This window comes from Photobacterium makurazakiensis (genome assembly GCF_050336715.1).
Classification (GTDB): domain Bacteria; phylum Pseudomonadota; class Gammaproteobacteria; order Enterobacterales; family Vibrionaceae; genus Photobacterium; species Photobacterium makurazakiensis.
The window spans coordinates 264,699-281,929 of sequence record NZ_JAKJSJ010000009.1; the positions used below are offsets into that span (position 1 = coordinate 264,699).

Annotated in this window: 14 protein-coding genes and 2 tRNA genes; 7 read left to right on the forward strand and 9 right to left on the reverse strand. The window is 46.1% G+C overall.

Features of this window, described 5'->3' with window-relative positions; translation table 11 throughout:
• A complete protein-coding gene (puuE, locus tag L4D09_RS01505; protein WP_428455719.1) occupies positions 1 to 924 on the reverse strand; it encodes an allantoinase PuuE in 924 nt (307 codons plus the stop codon).
• Between the two features lie 380 nt (positions 925 to 1,304).
• On the opposite strand from puuE, the gene uraH reads away from it, so the two are divergent.
• From uraH to L4D09_RS01525, 4 genes are all read left to right on the forward strand, one after another.
• Positions 1,305 to 1,658 carry a hydroxyisourate hydrolase gene (gene uraH / locus L4D09_RS01510; RefSeq protein ID WP_428455720.1) on the forward strand — a complete coding sequence of 118 codons (354 nt, stop codon included), beginning with the start codon at positions 1,305 to 1,307 and terminating at the stop codon, positions 1,656 to 1,658.
• A gap of 181 nt (positions 1,659 to 1,839) precedes the next feature.
• Complete coding sequence (locus L4D09_RS01515) at positions 1,840 to 3,186, forward strand: NCS2 family permease (protein WP_428455721.1); 1,347 nt, start codon at positions 1,840 to 1,842, stop codon at positions 3,184 to 3,186.
• A 118-nt stretch (positions 3,187 to 3,304) separates the two neighbouring features.
• Positions 3,305 to 4,705: a nucleobase:cation symporter-2 family protein gene (locus L4D09_RS01520; protein ID WP_428455722.1), complete on the forward strand. Its 1,401-nt coding sequence runs from the start codon at positions 3,305 to 3,307 to the stop codon at positions 4,703 to 4,705.
• Between the two features lie 125 nt (positions 4,706 to 4,830).
• Complete coding sequence (locus L4D09_RS01525) at positions 4,831 to 6,195, forward strand: 8-oxoguanine deaminase (protein ID WP_428455723.1); 1,365 nt, start codon at positions 4,831 to 4,833, stop codon at positions 6,193 to 6,195.
• A 91-nt stretch (positions 6,196 to 6,286) separates the two neighbouring features.
• Here L4D09_RS01525 and L4D09_RS01530 read toward each other — a convergent pair whose 3' ends face one another.
• Positions 6,287 to 7,195: a LysR substrate-binding domain-containing protein gene (locus L4D09_RS01530; RefSeq protein ID WP_428455724.1), complete on the reverse strand. Its 909-nt coding sequence runs from the start codon at positions 7,193 to 7,195 to the stop codon at positions 6,287 to 6,289.
• Between the two features lie 183 nt (positions 7,196 to 7,378).
• On the opposite strand from L4D09_RS01530, the gene iadA reads away from it, so the two are divergent.
• Entirely contained in the window at positions 7,379 to 8,515 is a 1,137-nt protein-coding gene (iadA, locus tag L4D09_RS01535; protein ID WP_428455725.1) for a beta-aspartyl-peptidase, read from the forward strand.
• Between the two features lie 109 nt (positions 8,516 to 8,624).
• Here iadA and L4D09_RS01540 read toward each other — a convergent pair whose 3' ends face one another.
• The 4 genes from L4D09_RS01540 to gcl all read right to left on the reverse strand — a co-directional run bounded on the left by L4D09_RS01540 (position 8,625) and on the right by gcl (position 13,106).
• A complete protein-coding gene (locus tag L4D09_RS01540) occupies positions 8,625 to 9,230 on the reverse strand; it encodes a TetR/AcrR family transcriptional regulator (RefSeq protein WP_428455726.1) in 606 nt (201 codons plus the stop codon).
• Positions 9,231 to 9,573: 343 nt separating this feature from the next.
• Positions 9,574 to 10,476, reverse strand: a complete 903-nt coding sequence (locus tag L4D09_RS01545) for a 2-hydroxy-3-oxopropionate reductase (protein WP_428455727.1) — start codon at positions 10,474 to 10,476, stop codon at positions 9,574 to 9,576.
• Positions 10,477 to 10,492: 16 nt separating this feature from the next.
• Positions 10,493 to 11,269, reverse strand: coding sequence for a hydroxypyruvate isomerase (gene hyi / locus L4D09_RS01550; protein ID WP_428455728.1), 777 nt, complete (start codon positions 11,267 to 11,269; stop codon positions 10,493 to 10,495).
• A gap of 61 nt (positions 11,270 to 11,330) precedes the next feature.
• A complete protein-coding gene (gcl, locus tag L4D09_RS01555; RefSeq protein WP_428455729.1) occupies positions 11,331 to 13,106 on the reverse strand; it encodes a glyoxylate carboligase in 1,776 nt (591 codons plus the stop codon).
• 317 nt (positions 13,107 to 13,423) lie between these two features.
• On the opposite strand from gcl, the gene aceB reads away from it, so the two are divergent.
• Positions 13,424 to 15,070: a malate synthase A gene (gene aceB / locus L4D09_RS01560; protein WP_428455730.1), complete on the forward strand. Its 1,647-nt coding sequence runs from the start codon at positions 13,424 to 13,426 to the stop codon at positions 15,068 to 15,070.
• 44 nt (positions 15,071 to 15,114) lie between these two features.
• Positions 15,115 to 15,552 carry a GlcG/HbpS family heme-binding protein gene (locus tag L4D09_RS01565; protein WP_428455731.1) on the forward strand — a complete coding sequence of 146 codons (438 nt, stop codon included), beginning with the start codon at positions 15,115 to 15,117 and terminating at the stop codon, positions 15,550 to 15,552.
• A gap of 68 nt (positions 15,553 to 15,620) precedes the next feature.
• Here the strand turns inward: L4D09_RS01565 and L4D09_RS01570 are convergent, their stop codons facing one another.
• From L4D09_RS01570 to L4D09_RS01580, 3 genes are all read right to left on the reverse strand, one after another.
• Positions 15,621 to 16,277, reverse strand: a complete 657-nt coding sequence (locus tag L4D09_RS01570; RefSeq protein ID WP_428455732.1) for a Qnr family pentapeptide repeat protein — start codon at positions 16,275 to 16,277, stop codon at positions 15,621 to 15,623.
• Positions 16,278 to 17,011: 734 nt separating this feature from the next.
• A tRNA-Ser gene (locus L4D09_RS01575) sits at positions 17,012 to 17,099 on the reverse strand.
• 26 nt (positions 17,100 to 17,125) lie between these two features.
• Positions 17,126 to 17,213 (reverse strand) — tRNA-Ser (locus tag L4D09_RS01580).
• Positions 17,214 to 17,231: the final 18 nt, after the last annotated feature.

The following is a 17,231-nucleotide window of genomic DNA, read 5'->3' on the forward strand; positions in this document are numbered from 1 at the left end:
TTAATATTCCTTCATGCTTGGGTGTGGATGGTGTTCATGCCAGTGTTTGGCAATATCAATACGGCGGCATAGCCATACTTCATCATGTTGTTTCACGTAATCAAGAAAGCGCTTCAGTGACGCAATGCGACCCGGCTTACCAATCAAGCGGCAATGTAGCCCTACCGACATCATCTTCGGCGCGGTTTCACCTTCTTCATACAAGGTATCAAATGTATCTTTCAGGTACTGGAAAAATTGCTCGCCAGAATTGAAACCTTGTGCGGTCGCAAAGCGCATGTCGTTCACGTCGAGGGTATACGGGATCACCAATTGTGGTTTATCACCTTCCTCGTGCCAATAGGGCAAATCATCGTCATAAGCGTCAGAGTCATAAAGGAAGCCACCTTCTTCTGCGACTAACTGGCGGGTATTTGGCCCGGTACGCCCAGTGTACCAACCTAATGGACGCTCTCCCGTTAGCTTAGTGATAATTTCAATCGCTTTTGCCATATGGTCGCGCTCTTCCGACTTATCCATATACTGATAGTCAATCCAACGATAACCATGGCTACAAATTTCATGCTTAGCTTCCACCATGGCTTTTGCAACATCAGGATGACGCTCAAGTGCCATCGCCACGGCAAAAATCGTTAGTGGGATATCATATTGCTCAAACAAACGCAGTAAGCGCCACACCCCTGCTCGACTACCATACTCATAAATAGACTCCATGCTCATGTGGCGAACACCCGCCAAAGATTGTGCACCCGGCATTTCAGACAAAAAGGCTTCTGACTCATCGTCTCCATGCAACACGCAACGTTCGCCACCTTCTTCATAATTTAAGACAAATGAAACGGCAACTCTGGCATTGCCCGGCCATTGAGGATGCGGTGGCACTTTTCCATAGCCAATGAGGTTTCGTGGATAATCGTTGCTCATTGAAGACTCCTTGATCAATACGCTGCTCAAATAATTTAGACTGCGCTCACATGTGTGTTTTACCTGTCGAGGCGCTCTTTTAATTAAGTTGTACCACAAATTGTATACAATCCAAATCTAAAATGTAAATTTTTTGTGTATTTTTTTACCACCCTCTAATACATTGGCTACATACCTGCTTTAACAACAGTTAAGCGCCAGTATCAGTAAAAAACCCGCACTAAAAAAGAAACCGTCAGCAACATAATTGCAACAACTTGCTTTACATAATGATAGGATTGTGTACATAGTTAGTAGTGTAGAAAAACAATTTGTGTACGACGTGACATTCGTCAACTTGCTTAGTGCTTAATAAGGAGAGCGCAATCGCGCAAATGAATATGGGACAATTAACAACGCATGTATTAGATACGGCCCATGGCCTGCCTGGCGCAGAAATACCGGTCGAACTCTATCGCCTTGATGGCAACACTACTGAGTTGCTTAACTCGGTTTATACCAATGCCGATGGCCGCACAGACACGCCAATGCTGGCTGGCAACGATTTTAAAACAGGGAAATATCAACTCATCTTCCATACAGCTGATTATTTCAAACAACAAGGTGTCGCACTGCCGGAGCACCCATTTCTTGATGATGTAGTGATACGTTTCAGCATTGCTGACACCAATGAACACTATCACGTCCCGTTACTTGTCTCTCCGTTTAGCTTTTCAACCTATCGTGGAAGCTAAATAACCATCAATGACAAGCCTATGATAGGCGACGTCATAACAGAATGATAAAGCAGCGAATAACCTATACAAAAATAATTACAACCTCATTCGCTGTGCAACAAACTAATGAATTCAAACACAAAAATAAACGATAACGACAATAAGTGAATTCAACCAGGACGGTAAGAGGAACTTTTTCATGAGTGACATGAAAGCGGAAGTGCTCAATAAAGATATGGGATCACCATCCCTTTTAGAACGTTTGTTTCAGCTCAAAGCACATGGAACAAGCATTAAGAATGAAGTCATTGGGGGTGTAACAACCTTTGCAACCATGGCTTATATTATTTTTGTTAACCCAAATATCATGGCATCTTCGGGGATGGATCCCGGTGCCGTTTTTGTCGCAACCTGTATTGGTGCAGCCCTTGGCACCTTGCTTATGGGCTTATTTGCTAACTGGCCGGTAGGTCTTGCGCCTGGTATGGGGCTAAACGCCTTCTTTGCTTTCACCGTTGTTGGCGAAATGGGCTACAACTGGGAAGTGGCACTAGGGGCAGTATTTATTTCTGGTTTGTTATTTGTTGGTATGAGTTTTTATAAGGTCAGGGAATGGATCATCGAAAGTATTCCCGAGAGCCTTCGTTATGCCATGACAGCAGGGGTGGGCTTGTTCCTAGGGCTTATAGGGCTTAAAACCGCGGGGATTGTGGTTGAAAACCCAGCCACGCTCGTATCACTCGGCGACTTTACCCAACCACATGCCTTATTAGCCGCTATCTGTTTTCTGATCATTGCCGTTCTGAGTGAACGTAAAGTGTTTGGCGCAGTATTGATTGGCATCATTAGTGTCACTCTAATTGGCCTAATGCTGGGGCTGGTTGAGTACAATGGTGTATTCTCTGCGCCACCAAGTATCGCACCAACATTGTTCGCAATGGACATCGTTGGTGCACTCAATCTATCAATGGTGAGCGTGATACTGGCCTTTTTGTTCGTCAACATGTTCGATACTGCAGGCACGTTGATGGGAGTCGCCGAACGCGCCAACCTTATCAATAAAGATACTGGGAAAATCAAAGGACTCAGCAAAGCGCTGAAAGCCGATAGTATCGCCAGCGTAGCTGGGGCTTGCGTTGGCTGTCCGCCAGTGACCAGTTATGTCGAGAGTGCTTCTGGTGTTGCTGCTGGAGGTCGTACAGGCCTGTCAGCCGTGGTGATTTCCCTGCTTTTTGTTGCCGCTATTTTCCTTTCGCCACTTGCTGGCATGATCCCTGCTTATGCTACTTCAGGCGCGCTAATTTATGTCGCGTTTGTAATGATGGGTAGCATGCAGCACGTTAACTGGAAAGACTTTACTGATTCAGCACCCGCCGCTATTACTGCTTTAATGATGCCACTGACATTCTCTATCGCCAACGGTATCGCACTCGGTTTTATTACTTATACCGTTCTAAAACTGGCTACTGGTAAAACCAAAGATGTCTCAATCAGCATGTATGTGCTGACGGCTATTTTTGTCGCCAAGTTAGTTTATATCGGTTAATTCGCTCACCGCCAGTCAATGTCGACTGGCGGTAGCTGCTCCACCATAGTTACATACACTCACCCTACGCAGTTTGTAGAAGTTTAATTCCGTTAAATAAAACGGTAGAGGACAACCAATGAAACTTCTCTATACCCTTAACGAAAAACCGCCGCACGGCCTAACTTTTTTACTGGCGTTACAACACATGCTTGCCTCCATTGGCGGCATCGTCGCCGTGCCACTGATTGTCGGTACGTCTATCGGCTTACCAACAGAAGAAATTGTCTCACTGATAAATGCAGCCCTACTGGCCTCCGGTATTGTCACTATTGCTCAGTGCGTCGGGATTGGCCCAGTCGGGATCAGGCTGCCCATTGTGATGGGTTCAAGCTTCGCTTTTCTCGGGGTCTGTATTTCCGTGGGGAAGGACGGAGGAATGAGCAGCATCATGGGCGGTGCCCTCGTCGGCTCATTTTTCGTTATCGCTGCTAGCTTTTTTATGGATAAGATCCGTAAGTTATTCCCGACGGTTGTCAGTGGTGTCGTCGTAACCTTAATCGGTTTAACTATCTTACCCGTAGCAATGAACTGGGTCGGTGATGCGCCAGCTGTTAGCGAAGAATTTGCCACCCTGCCCAAACTCTTTTTAGCCCTCATTTCACTCGGGATCGTGATTGCGGTATCGGTTTACTGTAAAGGTGCAGTCGCAGCCTCTGCAATAGTTATTGGCCTTGCCGGCGGCTACTTGGTTGCGCTGTCTCTTGGCATGGTCGACCTCGAACAAATCAGTAAAGCCCAATGGTTTAGTGGCCCAGAGCCATTCAAATACGGATTTACATTTTCTGCCGGTGCCATCATCAGTATGAGCTTGGTGTATATCGTTATTGTTGCCGAGGCGACAGGTGACTTTATGGCACTGGGTAATAACTGCCAAACCAAAGTTTCGGGTGAAGATTTAAAACGCGGGCTATTAGGTGATGGTATTGGTAGCACCTTAGCAGCCTGTCTAACCGCTATGCCATTAGCGTCTTTTAGCCAAAATGTCGGCATCGTCGGGATCACTGGGGTTGCAAGCCGCTTCGTGGTCGCTGTAACAGGTGGTCTGTTAATTTTAGGCGGTCTATTTCCGAAACTCGCGGCACTGGCTGTCACTATCCCTAAGCCTGTATTAGGTGGGGTTGGTTTTGTTATGTTCGGTATGATTGCTTATGCTGGTATCCGTATGCTGGTGAAAGCCGCCGATACCAAACGTAATGCCTTGGTTATTTGCGTCGGTCTTGCCTCGGGTCTTGCGGTGACATTCGAGCCTCGCCTTATCCAACACTTACCGCATGATATTGCCAACTTCCTGCATTCAGGGATCACCACAGGTACTATTGTGACTGCCTTGCTGCACCAGATTCTACCAAAATCGACAGCTAAAGAAGTCGAAGAGGCCAGAGCACAAGAACAAATGATGCACGACGAGTCGGATGAGTTAGCTGATGAGCCACAAGCTAGCAAAGAAGCACCATTACAAGTACAGCAAGAGCGCTAAATTTCACTCATTTCGCTAGATAGCCTAATTTACCAAGGCTATCTTGTTTATTCACCAAAGGCATGATGCCACCTTAAAAAGACCCTCTTCCCTGAAAAGGCTGAGATGGCTAAGGACTATTATGAATGCAAACCCTATGGCTTAAGAACCCATTAGCAATATATACCGGGACACATTACGACGCCAATGGCGGTGTAGTGGTACGGGGAAATACCGTTATAGAACTTGTTGCTAACGGACAGAGCCCTCATCACCCAATTGATGCGGTCATTGATGCAAGCCAGCACGTTATCACCCCAGGCCTGATCAATGCTCACCACCACTTCTATCAAACCCTGACTCGCGCCTACCCTGACGCGTTAAATAAAGAGTTATTCAACTGGCTACAGAGCCTGTATCCCGTTTGGGCTGGCCTTGATGAAGACATGATGAGTGTCGCCACTGAGTTGGCATTAGTTGAAATGATGATGTCAGGCTGTACCACCGCATCGGATCATCATTATCTGATCCCTACAGGATTAGAGCATGCAATAGACCTGCAAGTCGAAGCCGCTCAAAAGTTAGGGATAAGAGCGATATTTACCCGAGGCTCGATGAGTTTGGGCGAAGATGATGGTGGACTCCCCCCTCGCCATACCATTCAAACCGAAGACGCCATAGTCGATGATAGCTTGCGATTGATCCGCAGCTACCACCAGCGTGATGCAGGCGCGATGACACAAATTGCCCTCGCGCCCTGTTCGCCGTTTTCTGTCACCACCGAGCTAATGAAAGAAACCGCCTACATCGCCAAACAAGAAAACGTCATGATGCACACCCACTTGTGTGAAACCATTGACGAGGAAGACTTCTGCCTCGAGCGATTTGGCTACCGCCCAGTCGACTACCTTGAAGAGGTTGGTTGGCTCAACAACAGGACTTGGCTTGCCCACGGTATTCATTTTAATGATGAAGAAATCCAACGCTTAGGCAAGGCGAATATTGGGATCAGCCACTGCCCGACATCCAACATGATGCTGGCTTCTGGAATTTGCCGTAACAATGAGCTAGAAGCAGCTGGCGTGAGCATCGGACTGGGTGTCGATGGCTCAGCCTCCAACGATGGTTCGAACATGATTGCCGAAGTGAGGATGGCGATGTATTTGCAACGCTTGCGTTATGGCTCGGCTAATGTGAGTCATTTTGATGCGCTGCGTTGGGCGACGGCTGGATCAGCCAAAGCCATGGGACGGGACGATATTGGGACGCTGGCCGTCGGTAAGCAAGCTGATATCGCGATGTTTAAATTAGATGATATCCGCTTCTCTGGCTCGCATGATCCGCTTGCGGCTCTGCTGTTATGTGGTGCACAGCAAGCCGATAGAGTCATGATCAATGGCCAGTGGCGAGTTCATGATGGCCAAGTTATTGGTGTTGATATCGACCAGTTATTAACTCGTCACCGAAAAGCGGCAATGCGTCTAGCGGAAAAAGCTCAAGCTTTACGCTAACACTTCGAGAATCCCCGATAATGAAACCAGCCAAGCCCCTATAAAGTGAACCACATTTTCTAGGCGGCTTGGTTGCTATAATAATGTCCGATTATGAGCTAGCCGTAGCAGCTAACGTCTTCAGTCCCTGCCAGAACTGGTTAACGGATGAACGGCTGGCATCTTTTGAGCGATAGCAAAAAATATCGAGAGGAATGACCAAGTCAACATGTTCAGGGAATGCTTGAACTAATACGCCTTGTGCTAACTCATTCTCAACGGCATGCATGGGTGCCCATGTCACACCAAAACGATTAACCGCCATTTTAATAAGAGACTCGGTCAACGTGGTTTCAAATACCTGCTGAAGCGGTAAGCGATGTTTTTCAATTAACGGTGACACCACATTATGAAGAAACGTATGCTCTGAATATGCCAAGTAAGGATAAGGATCGGCAGCAGAGTGTGTGGCTAATAATGCTGGAGAAATGACCGGAATGATCTTCTCCTTGAACACTAATTGTTTCTCAACTTTGTCTTCAAGCAAGACCGATGGTTTCATTCCTATGCTGTTATACGCAAACAGAATGTCACAGGAGTCATCCAGCAAAGTTTGAAAATGATTATCGACGCCTTGCACTGATGGATTAATCGCAAGGTTGAGGCCATCAAAACTCGTCCCCGCCTGACGAAATAAAATTGGCAGGAGGTTAACCGCAAAAGAATGCAGGCTAACAATGCGCACAGTATTATCGGTTTTCAATGACATCTGTGCGAAATCCTCTTTCGTCACTTTAATCATGTCTAATAGGTTTTCCACATAAGGAACAAACTTCTCACCGTGCTCAGTTAACCGGATGGGATAAGAGGTTCGGTCGAACAATGGCACACCAACCCATAGCTCCAATGCTTGTATTCTACGACTAAAAGCCGACTGAGTGACATTCCTAGCTTTTGCCGCTGCGCCAAAATTACTCAGTTCCATCAAACATATAAAGTCATCTAACCATTTAAAATCCACACATTACCTCTACCGTCTTCCTACCTATGATCTGAATGAATAGTTTCATGCGAAATCAGCAACCGATATCAAATTACACCCATAGAGCACATGGTTATACTCGTTTGCATTATTACAAAACTTACCAATAGTTGGTACTGCTTGGCAGCGTACCTTCACCCTACAAAAACAAAAGGCCATTGCATGTTTACACTACTCAAAAACGCTGAGCTTTATTCTCCAATGCCTATCGGCAAGGTGGATGTTTTATTATCACAAGGCAAGATTCTGGCAATTGAGTCATCGTTGCAAGTCGCTGGACTTAAACATGTGACTACTATCGATTGCAGCGGGAAGATTGTGACCCCCGGACTTATTGATCAACATATTCACCTAACCGGCGGGGGTGGTGAAGCAGGGTTTGCGAGCCGCACACCACAAGTTACATTAAGTAAACTGATCCAGGCTGGTACCACTACCGTTATTGGAGTGCTTGGAACTGATGGCATATCCCGATCACCTCGCGATCTCTACGCTAAAGCATCAGCACTGCGTGAGGAAGGGTTAAGTGCCTACATGCACACGGGCTCTTACGAGGTGCCGACTAAAACGATTACAGGTTCGATTCGTGACGATATAGCATTCATCCCTGCCGTACTTGGCGTAAAGGTCGCGCTCGCTGATCACCGCTGCTCGTTCCCAAGTACGCATGAGCTTGCCCGAATTGTTTCAGACATCCGTATTGCAGGTATGCTATCGGGCAAACGCGGTGTGCTACACATGCACATGGGCGGGTTAGATAACCCTTTTGCTCAAATTAATGAGCTGCTTGAAATGGGACTACCAATTCACCACTTCTCACCTACCCATGTCGCTCGTACCGAGAGTCTGTATAAGGATGCAATGAGCTTCGCCCGCAAAGGAGGGTTCATTGATATCACCTCTGGTGGTAGCCGTTTTGTAGCACCGGAGCAGGCAGCCAAACTGGCATTAGAAAGCGGTGTCGACGCCCGTCGCATTACCATTAGTACCGATGGTAACGGCAGTATCCCGACTTTTGATGACAATAATGAACTCACAGGCATGGCTGCTGCAGATGTTGATAGTAACCTGCTACTGCTACCAAAACTCATCAACAACGGTATTTCACCCGAGCAAGCTATCGCCATGCTAACAGCCAACGTGGCTGACTCACTTGGTATCGCAAAAGGTCGAGCTGAAATTGGTGCCGATGCAGATCTGTGTATTTTCAATCCTGACTTTACACTCGAAAGTGTTGTCGCCCGAGGAAAGCCCGTGCTGCTTAACGGCGAATTACAAGTAACGGGTAACTTTGAGTAATAAAATATTAGAAGCCTGAAGTGTCACTTCAGGCTTCCACCATCAAGGCTGGTTGATGAAAAAACATCGCTATCACTATCAAGAGGTTCTACGACTGCTGTAACCAGTACTAACGAAGCTGGCAACCATTGATCACAAACTGAGTCAAAAAGGTCGCGGCCTCTTCAAAATCGCGATCATCCAGCTTCTCTTTCTTCATCACATTGCAAATTTGCCAGCTAAAATCCGCATAAGTCTGGGTCGCCGCCCAAATGGTAAACATAAGGTGATGAGCCGGTAGCTGAGCCATATACCCTTTTTCTGACCAATAAGTAAATTTACCCATGATCATTTCTGATTGCTTCAGTAGCTCACTGGCAATATCTTCAGGTAAATAATTGGCGCCTGACATGACTTCATTAGCAAACACTTTTGAAGCAAGTGGGTGATCACGAGAAATCCGAAGTTTGGTCTTAATATATTCGGTCAGTGCTTCTGCTGGGTCATTAAGCTGCTCTATGGGCTGAGAGGCTTCGAGAAGCGGCTGTATTACGGTATCAAGTACCGCACGATAGAGGTTATCTTTGGCACTGAAGTAATAAAACACATTTGGTTTGGGAATATCTGCCGCTTTGGCAATGTCAGCCATTTTTGTCGCAGCATAGCCTTGTTCGGCAAACAAGCGACAGGCCACTTCGATAATACGCTCTTGGTTCTTTTGTCTGATCCGTGACATGGCCTTTCTCCCTGGCACTTAGGTACCGCATTATGGTAGTCGATATATTGAAGGGGTTAAAGCGATGAAACACACTAGGAATAACGAAAGCCAGAGTTGTGACTGACGCCATGAAACAGGTGCAATAAACAAAGAGATGGGCTAAAGGATCCCGAAGCTATACAAAAGCGCCTGTCAGGGTGAAAGTAGGTCCCAAGGATACGAAGAACACCTACCTTCAAACTCTTGTTGCTTCGGGAACGCGTAGGAAAGGAGACAAAAAATACGCGTTTTATTAATGTTTAATGACTTACCCCACGCTTAGCAGTATGAGGTAAGGTATACGTACCAACCTAGTCACTACCTATTCTTCACGAATAGAATGCTCAGCCAGTTTTTCAATCGCTTTGATCATCGCAGAATGATCCCAATCAGAACCACCTTGTTCGGCACAATCATCCAGCAACTCTTTTGCCTTTATAGTGTTTGGTAAACTAACACCCAGAACCTCTGCTCCGCTAATCGCCAGATTCAAGTCTTTCTGGTGAAGTGCAATTTTAAACCCAGGGTCAAACGTCCCTTTGATCATACGGTCGCCGTGTACTTCAAGAATTTTCGAGCTGGCAAAACCACCCAGTAACGCTTCACGAACACGCGCTGGATTCGCCCCCGCTTTTGACGCGAACACCAAGGCTTCAGACACCGCTTCAATATTCAATGCAACGATGATTTGGTTGGCCACTTTACACGTTTGCCCTGCACCATTATCACCCACTAACGTAATATTCTGGCCCATGATTTCAAACAGTGGTTTTGCTTGGTCAAAGTCGCTCTGACTACCACCAACCATGATACTCAAGCTGCCATTCACCGCACCCACTTCACCACCAGAAACAGGGGCATCTAAGTAGCCAGCACCACTTTCTTTGATACGCGCCGCGAACTGCTTGGTTTCAATCGGTGATATCGAACTCATATCAATCACCAATTTTCCTTGTGCTCCCCCACTTGCAAGCCCAGCCTCAACCCCATTGTCACCAAATAACACATCCTCAACTTGTGGCGTGTTAGGTACCATTAAGATCACCACATCAGCTTGCTCAGTGGCAGCCTGTACCGATGGAAATGTTTTTCCTCCCGCAGCCACAAGATCTTGCGGAGCCTCATTAAAATGTGTTGAAAACAGCAGCTGATGGCCTGCTTTTTGTAGGTTTGCCGCCATTGGCTTACCCATAATACCTGTTCCGATAAATGCAATAGTACTCATGATGCTTTCCTTAACATTAGTTGTATTCTTCTAGCCAGCGAAGACCTGCAAGCGTGGTCGTTTTCGGTTTATATTCACAGCCAACCCAGCCCTGATAACCGATGCTATCGAGGTGCTGTAAAACAAACGAATAGTTAATTTCACCGGTGCCCGGCTCGTGGCGACCTGGATTGTCAGCTAGCTGGACATGGCGGATCTGTGCGAGGTTGTTACTTAGCGTCTGCGCTAAGTCACCTTCCATGATCTGCATATGGTAGATGTCGTATTGCACCTGAATATTGCCACTGCCTGTTTGCTCAATAATCGCTAAAGCTTGCTGGGTATTTGTCAGGAAGAACCCCGGTATATCACGGGTATTAATCGCTTCAATGATGAGCTTAATACCTGCCTTTTCAAGCTCTCCTGCGGCATAACGTAAATTACTGATAAATGTCGTTTCAGCTTGTTCAGCACTGACGCCTGTCGGCACAATGCCAGCTAAACAGTTGAGCTGATCACACTCCAATGCCTTGGCATATTCAATGGCCATTGCCACGCCAGATTTAAACTCCTCAACACGGGCAGGATCAACAGCAATACCTCGGTCACCCTGCTCCCAATCGCCAGCTGGCAGGTTAAATAGCACTTGCTTAAGGCCATTTTCGCTTAGCTTGTTTTTTAAGGTTTGCTGCTCAAATGCATAAGGAAACAGGTATTCAACCCCTTGAAAGCCAGCCTTTGCGGCGACGTCAAAACGTTCAAGAAAATCGAACTCGGTAAACAACATGGATAAATTAGCGGCGAACTTTGGCATTGTTAAATCCCTTAATCTATTTTGCCTAGCAGCGGTTGCCCGCTGCTGCTTATCTAACGTTTTATTGGTTAAATGTGATCGCAGTTGGTGCGTCATCAACACCTTCAGCTAGCGGCTCAAATTCGTTCACGCCATCAATTTCAACCCCCATTGAAATATTGGTGACACGCTCAAGCATCAGCTCTACCACGACTGGCACTTGGTGTTTCGCCATCAGTACTTTGGCTTCTTCAAAAGCAACGGCAATATTTTCTGGGTCAGTAACACGAATAGCCTTACAGCCTAGTCCTTCGACAACGGTGACATGGTCAACGCCATAACCTTCTAGCTCTGGGGCATTTTGGTTATCGAAAGCAAGCTGTACACAGTAATCAATATCAAACTGACGCTGGGCCTGGCGGATCAACCCTAGGTATGAGTTGTTCACCACAACATGAATATAAGGCAGGTTAAACTGTGCACCTACTGCTAGTTCTTCAATCATGAACTGGAAATCATAATCACCCGAGATAGCTACAATCGGACGATGGGGATCGGCGACACGAGTACCAAGAGCAGCAGGGATAGTCCAGCCTAACGGTCCAGCCTGTCCACAGTTGATCCAATGGCGGGGCTTATAAACATGCAGAAACTGTGCAGCCGCAATCTGTGAAAGACCGATGGTGCTGACATAACAAGTGTCTTCACCAAATGCTTTGTTCATTTCTTCATAAACTCGCATTGGCTTCATCGGCACTTGATCAAAGTGCGTCTTACGCAGCATGGTAGCCTTACGATGCTGACACTCACCCACCCACTGTGAGCGATCTTGCAACTTACCGGCCTGCTGCCACTCTTTAGCCACTTCAACCAGTAGCTCTAGCGCTGCTTTAGCATCAGATACAATGCCAAGATCAGGGCAGAACACCCGACCAATTTGGGTTGGTTCAATATCAATATGAACGAACTTGCGCCCTTCGGTATAGACATCAACCGAGCCGGTATGGCGGTTAGCCCAACGGTTACCGACACCAAAAACAAAATCAGAGTTCAGTAATGTGGCATTACCATAACGGTGTGCGGTCTGTAGCCCGACCATACCAGCCATCAACTCATGGTTATCTGGTATAGAGCCCCATCCCATTAAGGTAGGGATCACTGGTATACCCGTAATTTCAGCAAACTGCTGTAATAGCTCCGATGCCCCAGCATTAATCACACCACCACCAGATACAATCACCGGAGCCGCAGACTCATTCAGCATGGTCAGTGCTTTTTCTATCTGCTGACGACTTGCTTTCGGCTTATAAGGTTCAAGCGGTTCGTAACTATCGATGTCAAATTCAATTTCTGCCAACTGGACATCAAGCGGCAAATCAATCAAGACAGGACCTGGTCGACCAGAACGCATAAGGTGAAACGCTTGCTGGAAAGCTCGTGGAACTTGGGCAGGCTCCAACACCGTTGTAGCCCACTTGGTCACAGGTTTAGCAATAGTTTCAATATCAACGGCTTGGAAGTCTTCTTTATGTAACCGTGCCCGTGGCGCTTGGCCTGTAATACATAAAATCGGAATCGAGTCTGCAGACGCTGAATACAACCCAGTGATCATATCGGTACCAGCAGGACCTGAAGTACCAATACAAACCCCGATATTCCCTTGAGTCGTGCGGGTATAGCCTTCAGCCATATGTGAGGCACCTTCCACGTGGCGAGCCAATACATGGTCGATCCCACCCAGCTTTTTCATTGCTGCATACATCGGGTTAATTGCGGCTCCAGGTACACCGAACGCAATATCTACTCCTTCTTTCCTTAGTACTTCTACCGCAGCTTCAATAGCTTTCATTCTTGCCATACACGACTCCAATTTCAAGATTGTATACAATTTACACCATGATTGTATTCTATGCAGTGAACGATGATTTAGGCAAGCAATACGCAACAGTTTTTTAACATGACGGACTGACGAAAGCAAAAAGCTCAACATTTATCGTTAAAATACAATAAAATACAAACTGGTACGATGAGGTAAAAGTTAATCACAAAAAATAACATTGAAAAACAAATGTTAAATACTCTTTGCAAGCACGTGGATATCAGGATATAAAACAAATAAACAACAACATTTTGTACACAACAAACGACAATTATTGTTTCAAAGGAGACGACACAATGATTACAGACGATTTAGAGATTGAAAAACACACAAGATGTATAGAGCTTATTGGTCAAACAGATGATGAAGGGTACGAAGAGATCCTATCACCTGATGCACTTAACTTCTTAGACGCCATTGTCACTAGATTCAACACACGCCGTAATGAGCTGCTCGCACTGCGGTCACAACGCCAACAGCGTTTTGATCAAGGTGAGCTGCCCGGCTTCCGAGCTGACACGCAATCGATACGGGAAGATAAAAGCTGGTCTGTCGCACCTATTCCTCTCGCATTACAAGATCGCCGTGTTGAGATTACCGGTCCCATCGAACGTAAGATGGTGATTAATGCCTTGAATTCTGGCGCAAAGGTTTTCATGTGCTGCTTTGAAGATGCATCAGCACCAACTTGGGAAAACATGGTTGATGGTCAAATTAACCTACGTGATGCCAATAACCGTACCATTAGTTATACCGACCTGAAAAAAGGTAAGCATTACAGCTTAAACAAAGATCCGGCGTTATTAATTGCCCGTCCACGCGGAATCCACTTGCCAGAAGCACACATACAAATTGATGGTCAGCCTATTGCGGGCTGTTTGATGGATTTTGCGCTGTATTTCTTTCACAACTACAAAGCTCGCCAGGCACAAGGCATTGGTGTTTATTACTACATTCCAAAATTAGAATGTATGGAAGAGGCACAATGGTGGGATGATGTATTCAGCTTTACGGAAAACTACTTTAAGGTGCCGACGGGCACAATTAAAGCCACCGTACTGATCGAAACCCTACCCGCCGTTTTCCAGATGGATGAAATGCTTTACGCCATGCGTGAGCATATTGTTGCCATGAACTGTGGCCGCTGGGACTATATATTCAGCTACATAAAAACACTGAAAAATCACAAGGATCGAATCCTTCCCGATCGCCACGGTGTTGGTATGGATCAACCTTTCCTTACCGCATACAGTCAGCTATTAATCAAAACATGTCACCAACGTGGTGCACTCGCGATGGGGGGCATGTCTGCCTTTATTCCCAATAAAAATCCGGAAGTTATGGCACAAGTCATGACAAAAGTTGTGGAAGATAAGCAACGTGAATCAGGTAATGGCCATGATGGTACTTGGGTAGCCCACCCCGGCCTTGTGAACACAGCAATGGAAATTTTCGACAATCACCTTTCAGGTAAAACCAATCAGCTTGACTTCCAGAGCCCGACGGAAGAGATCACTGCAGATATGTTGCTATCGCCATGTGACGGTAGCCGCGATGAAGCTGGTGTACGTAAGAATATCCGTATTGCGCTTTACTACATTGAGGCATGGATCCAAGGCTACGGCTGCGTACCGATTTACGGCTTGATGGAAGATGCAGCCACAGCTGAAATTTCACGCGCCAGCATATGGCAATGGATCCACCATGGTGTAGAGCTCGATGATGGCCAGACATTTACAGCCCCATTATTCAGACAATGGCTCAATGAGGAACTTGAGACAATCCGCTCGGAAGTTGGTGATGAGCGCTACAACAAAGGACGTTTTGAGGAAACCGCTCAAATGTTTGATGAGCTTTCAACCGCCGAAGAGTTTGCCGCTTTCTTAACATTGCCAAGTTATAGCTTGCTTACCGAAGGCAGCTTTAACCGCAAAAACGAATAATTTACCCATCGCCAGTTTGGTCGATGAACAGTCAGGAGAAATTGATGGTTAATTTAACACTTCAGCAAGCGCTGACTATTACGCAAGGCACGTTCAATGCAGGAAAAGCGCAACAAAGCGCCCCACTCACAGTCGCTGTACTCGATAGTGGTGGTAAGCTTATTTCGCTTCAGCGACAAGACGGTTCTAGTATGATGCGACCAGATATAGCAGTAGCGAAAGCTTGGGGTGCACTCGCACTCGGCTGCTCATCCCGACAACTGGCAAGAGACGCAGACAACAGGCCAGCCTTTATCAGTGCAGTCAATGTACTGGCAAATGGCAACATGGTACCTGTTCCTGGTGGCCTGCTTATTAAAGATGCTGATGAAATGGTACTCGGTGCGGTAGGCGTCAGCGGTGATCTCTCCGATCTAGACGAACGCTGCGCACTTCAAGGTATTGATCACGCAGAACTGTATTGCAGTGAAGAAACACTTTAAGTACCAGTAGAATAATACCCAAGCTGCTGCCTTTATGGTTAGCAGCTTGGTATTTCATCCTCCGAATTCTAATCCGGACACACAATCACACCGAGCTGTTCCAATAATTGCTCTTGCTGCCAGGCACAAATCTTCACGCCACTAATATCAACCTTGCGAGGATCCAACCCCGTTAATTCTGCATTACTCAAGTTACAATCTTGCATTCGAAACTGCCCCCAACAATCAGCAGAGAATTCTCCTCGGCTTAAATCAGAGCCCTTTAAAGAAGCACCTTGTAGATTCGTACCTATCCATTTATTTTCAAACAGATCACATTTCTCTATACACAGCCTTTCAAAGTTTGCGTACGACAAGTTACAGCCCGTGATATAAGCAGAACAGAAATACATACGGTTGCTCACTTGGTTTGAAAAAATAGCTTGCTGGAAGTTGGCCCCTTTTAAATCGCAGTTTCTAAACTCCACACCGAAACATTTAGCGCCAGAAAAATTAGACATCGCTAGCTGGCAGTTTTTGAAGGAGGCATCGCGTAAATCACTATAACCAAAGTAACAGCCTTCTATTGCGCCTCGCTCTATAAAAATACAATCAACAAACTGAGCATCTCTTAGATTTGTACGACTGAAATTGCACCGATAAAACTTACAGCGATTAAAATATGCTTCGCTTAAATCTTGATTAGAGTAATCAACGTAATGATATTCTTCATAGTCTTTTGGCATAAATAGTCCTCGTGCTTAATAAATCGAAGACTATCATTTACCTAGCAGATCACAACAAAAACAAAACCTTTAAAAACAAACATTTAAAATTGCCCAAATCGCCAATCTAAGCCACCTAAATAGCACCCTAAGCGACTTTCTAACCAACAATCGCAACCGCAGTCGAATAAAATAGTTTTAATTATTTAGTTACCCTCGCGAGCACTGGGCATATAACAAGCAACTCAGATAAATAACCTTATACCTGCCATTAAATACACATGAAAAAATGGATGAATAGTCGAGAGATAGCAACAAAACACATAGGTTAAAAAGGAAGCTTTAAAGCACTTTCAGTGGCAACGCTGCCTCGCTTCGCTGAAGCTTGAGTTCTATATACCCAGACGCAAAAAAGCCGCTGATCAATCAGCGGCTTCTTCTAATACGGCGAAGCTGTTTTGGTACAGCAGGATTTTCAAATCCCTTTTGCTATGGCTAAAACGACGAAAGCCCAGTATTTCTGCCGGGACGCGCAGTCTGGACTATCTAAATGTGGCGGAGCTGTTTTGGTATAGCAGGATTTTCAAATCCCTTTTGCTTCGGCTAAAACGACGAAAGCCCAGCATTTCTGCCGGGACGCGCAGTCTGGGCTCTCTAAATGTGGCGGAGCTGTTCTGGTATAGCAGGATTTACAAATCCATTTTGCGACGGCTAAAACGACGAAAGCCCAGCATTTCTGCTGGGCTCTCTAAATGTGGCGGAGAGATAGGGATTTGAACCCTAGGAGGGTCGCCCCTCGCCTGATTTCAAGTCAGGTGCTTTCGGCCACTCAGCCATCTCTCCTAAATTTTATATCTCAAAAAGAGATATGGCGGTGAGGGAGGGATTCGAACCCTCGATACGTTGCCGTATACACACTTTCCAGGCGTGCTCCTTCAGCCACTCGGACACCTCACCACATTGTTGTTTGACGCT

What these genes read in the sequence shown, in the direction of transcription:
- L4D09_RS01525 (WP_428455723.1), top strand. Translation starts at nt 4,831, where the DNA reads ATGCAAACCCTATGGCTTAAGAACCCATTAGCAATATATACCGGGACA.
- hyi (WP_428455728.1), bottom strand. Translation starts at nt 11,269, where the DNA reads ATGCCAAAGTTCGCCGCTAATTTATCCATGTTGTTTACCGAGTTCGAT.
- L4D09_RS01540 (WP_428455726.1), bottom strand. Translation starts at nt 9,230, where the DNA reads ATGTCACGGATCAGACAAAAGAACCAAGAGCGTATTATCGAAGTGGCC.
- uraH (WP_428455720.1), top strand. Translation starts at nt 1,305, where the DNA reads ATGGGACAATTAACAACGCATGTATTAGATACGGCCCATGGCCTGCCT.
- L4D09_RS01520 (WP_428455722.1), top strand. Translation starts at nt 3,305, where the DNA reads ATGAAACTTCTCTATACCCTTAACGAAAAACCGCCGCACGGCCTAACT.
- puuE (WP_428455719.1), bottom strand. Translation starts at nt 924, where the DNA reads ATGAGCAACGATTATCCACGAAACCTCATTGGCTATGGAAAAGTGCCA.
- aceB (WP_428455730.1), top strand. Translation starts at nt 13,424, where the DNA reads ATGATTACAGACGATTTAGAGATTGAAAAACACACAAGATGTATAGAG.
- iadA (WP_428455725.1), top strand. Translation starts at nt 7,379, where the DNA reads ATGTTTACACTACTCAAAAACGCTGAGCTTTATTCTCCAATGCCTATC.
- L4D09_RS01565 (WP_428455731.1), top strand. Translation starts at nt 15,115, where the DNA reads ATGGTTAATTTAACACTTCAGCAAGCGCTGACTATTACGCAAGGCACG.
- gcl (WP_428455729.1), bottom strand. Translation starts at nt 13,106, where the DNA reads ATGGCAAGAATGAAAGCTATTGAAGCTGCGGTAGAAGTACTAAGGAAA.
- L4D09_RS01570 (WP_428455732.1), bottom strand. Translation starts at nt 16,277, where the DNA reads ATGCCAAAAGACTATGAAGAATATCATTACGTTGATTACTCTAATCAA.
- L4D09_RS01515 (WP_428455721.1), top strand. Translation starts at nt 1,840, where the DNA reads ATGAGTGACATGAAAGCGGAAGTGCTCAATAAAGATATGGGATCACCA.
- L4D09_RS01545 (WP_428455727.1), bottom strand. Translation starts at nt 10,476, where the DNA reads ATGAGTACTATTGCATTTATCGGAACAGGTATTATGGGTAAGCCAATG.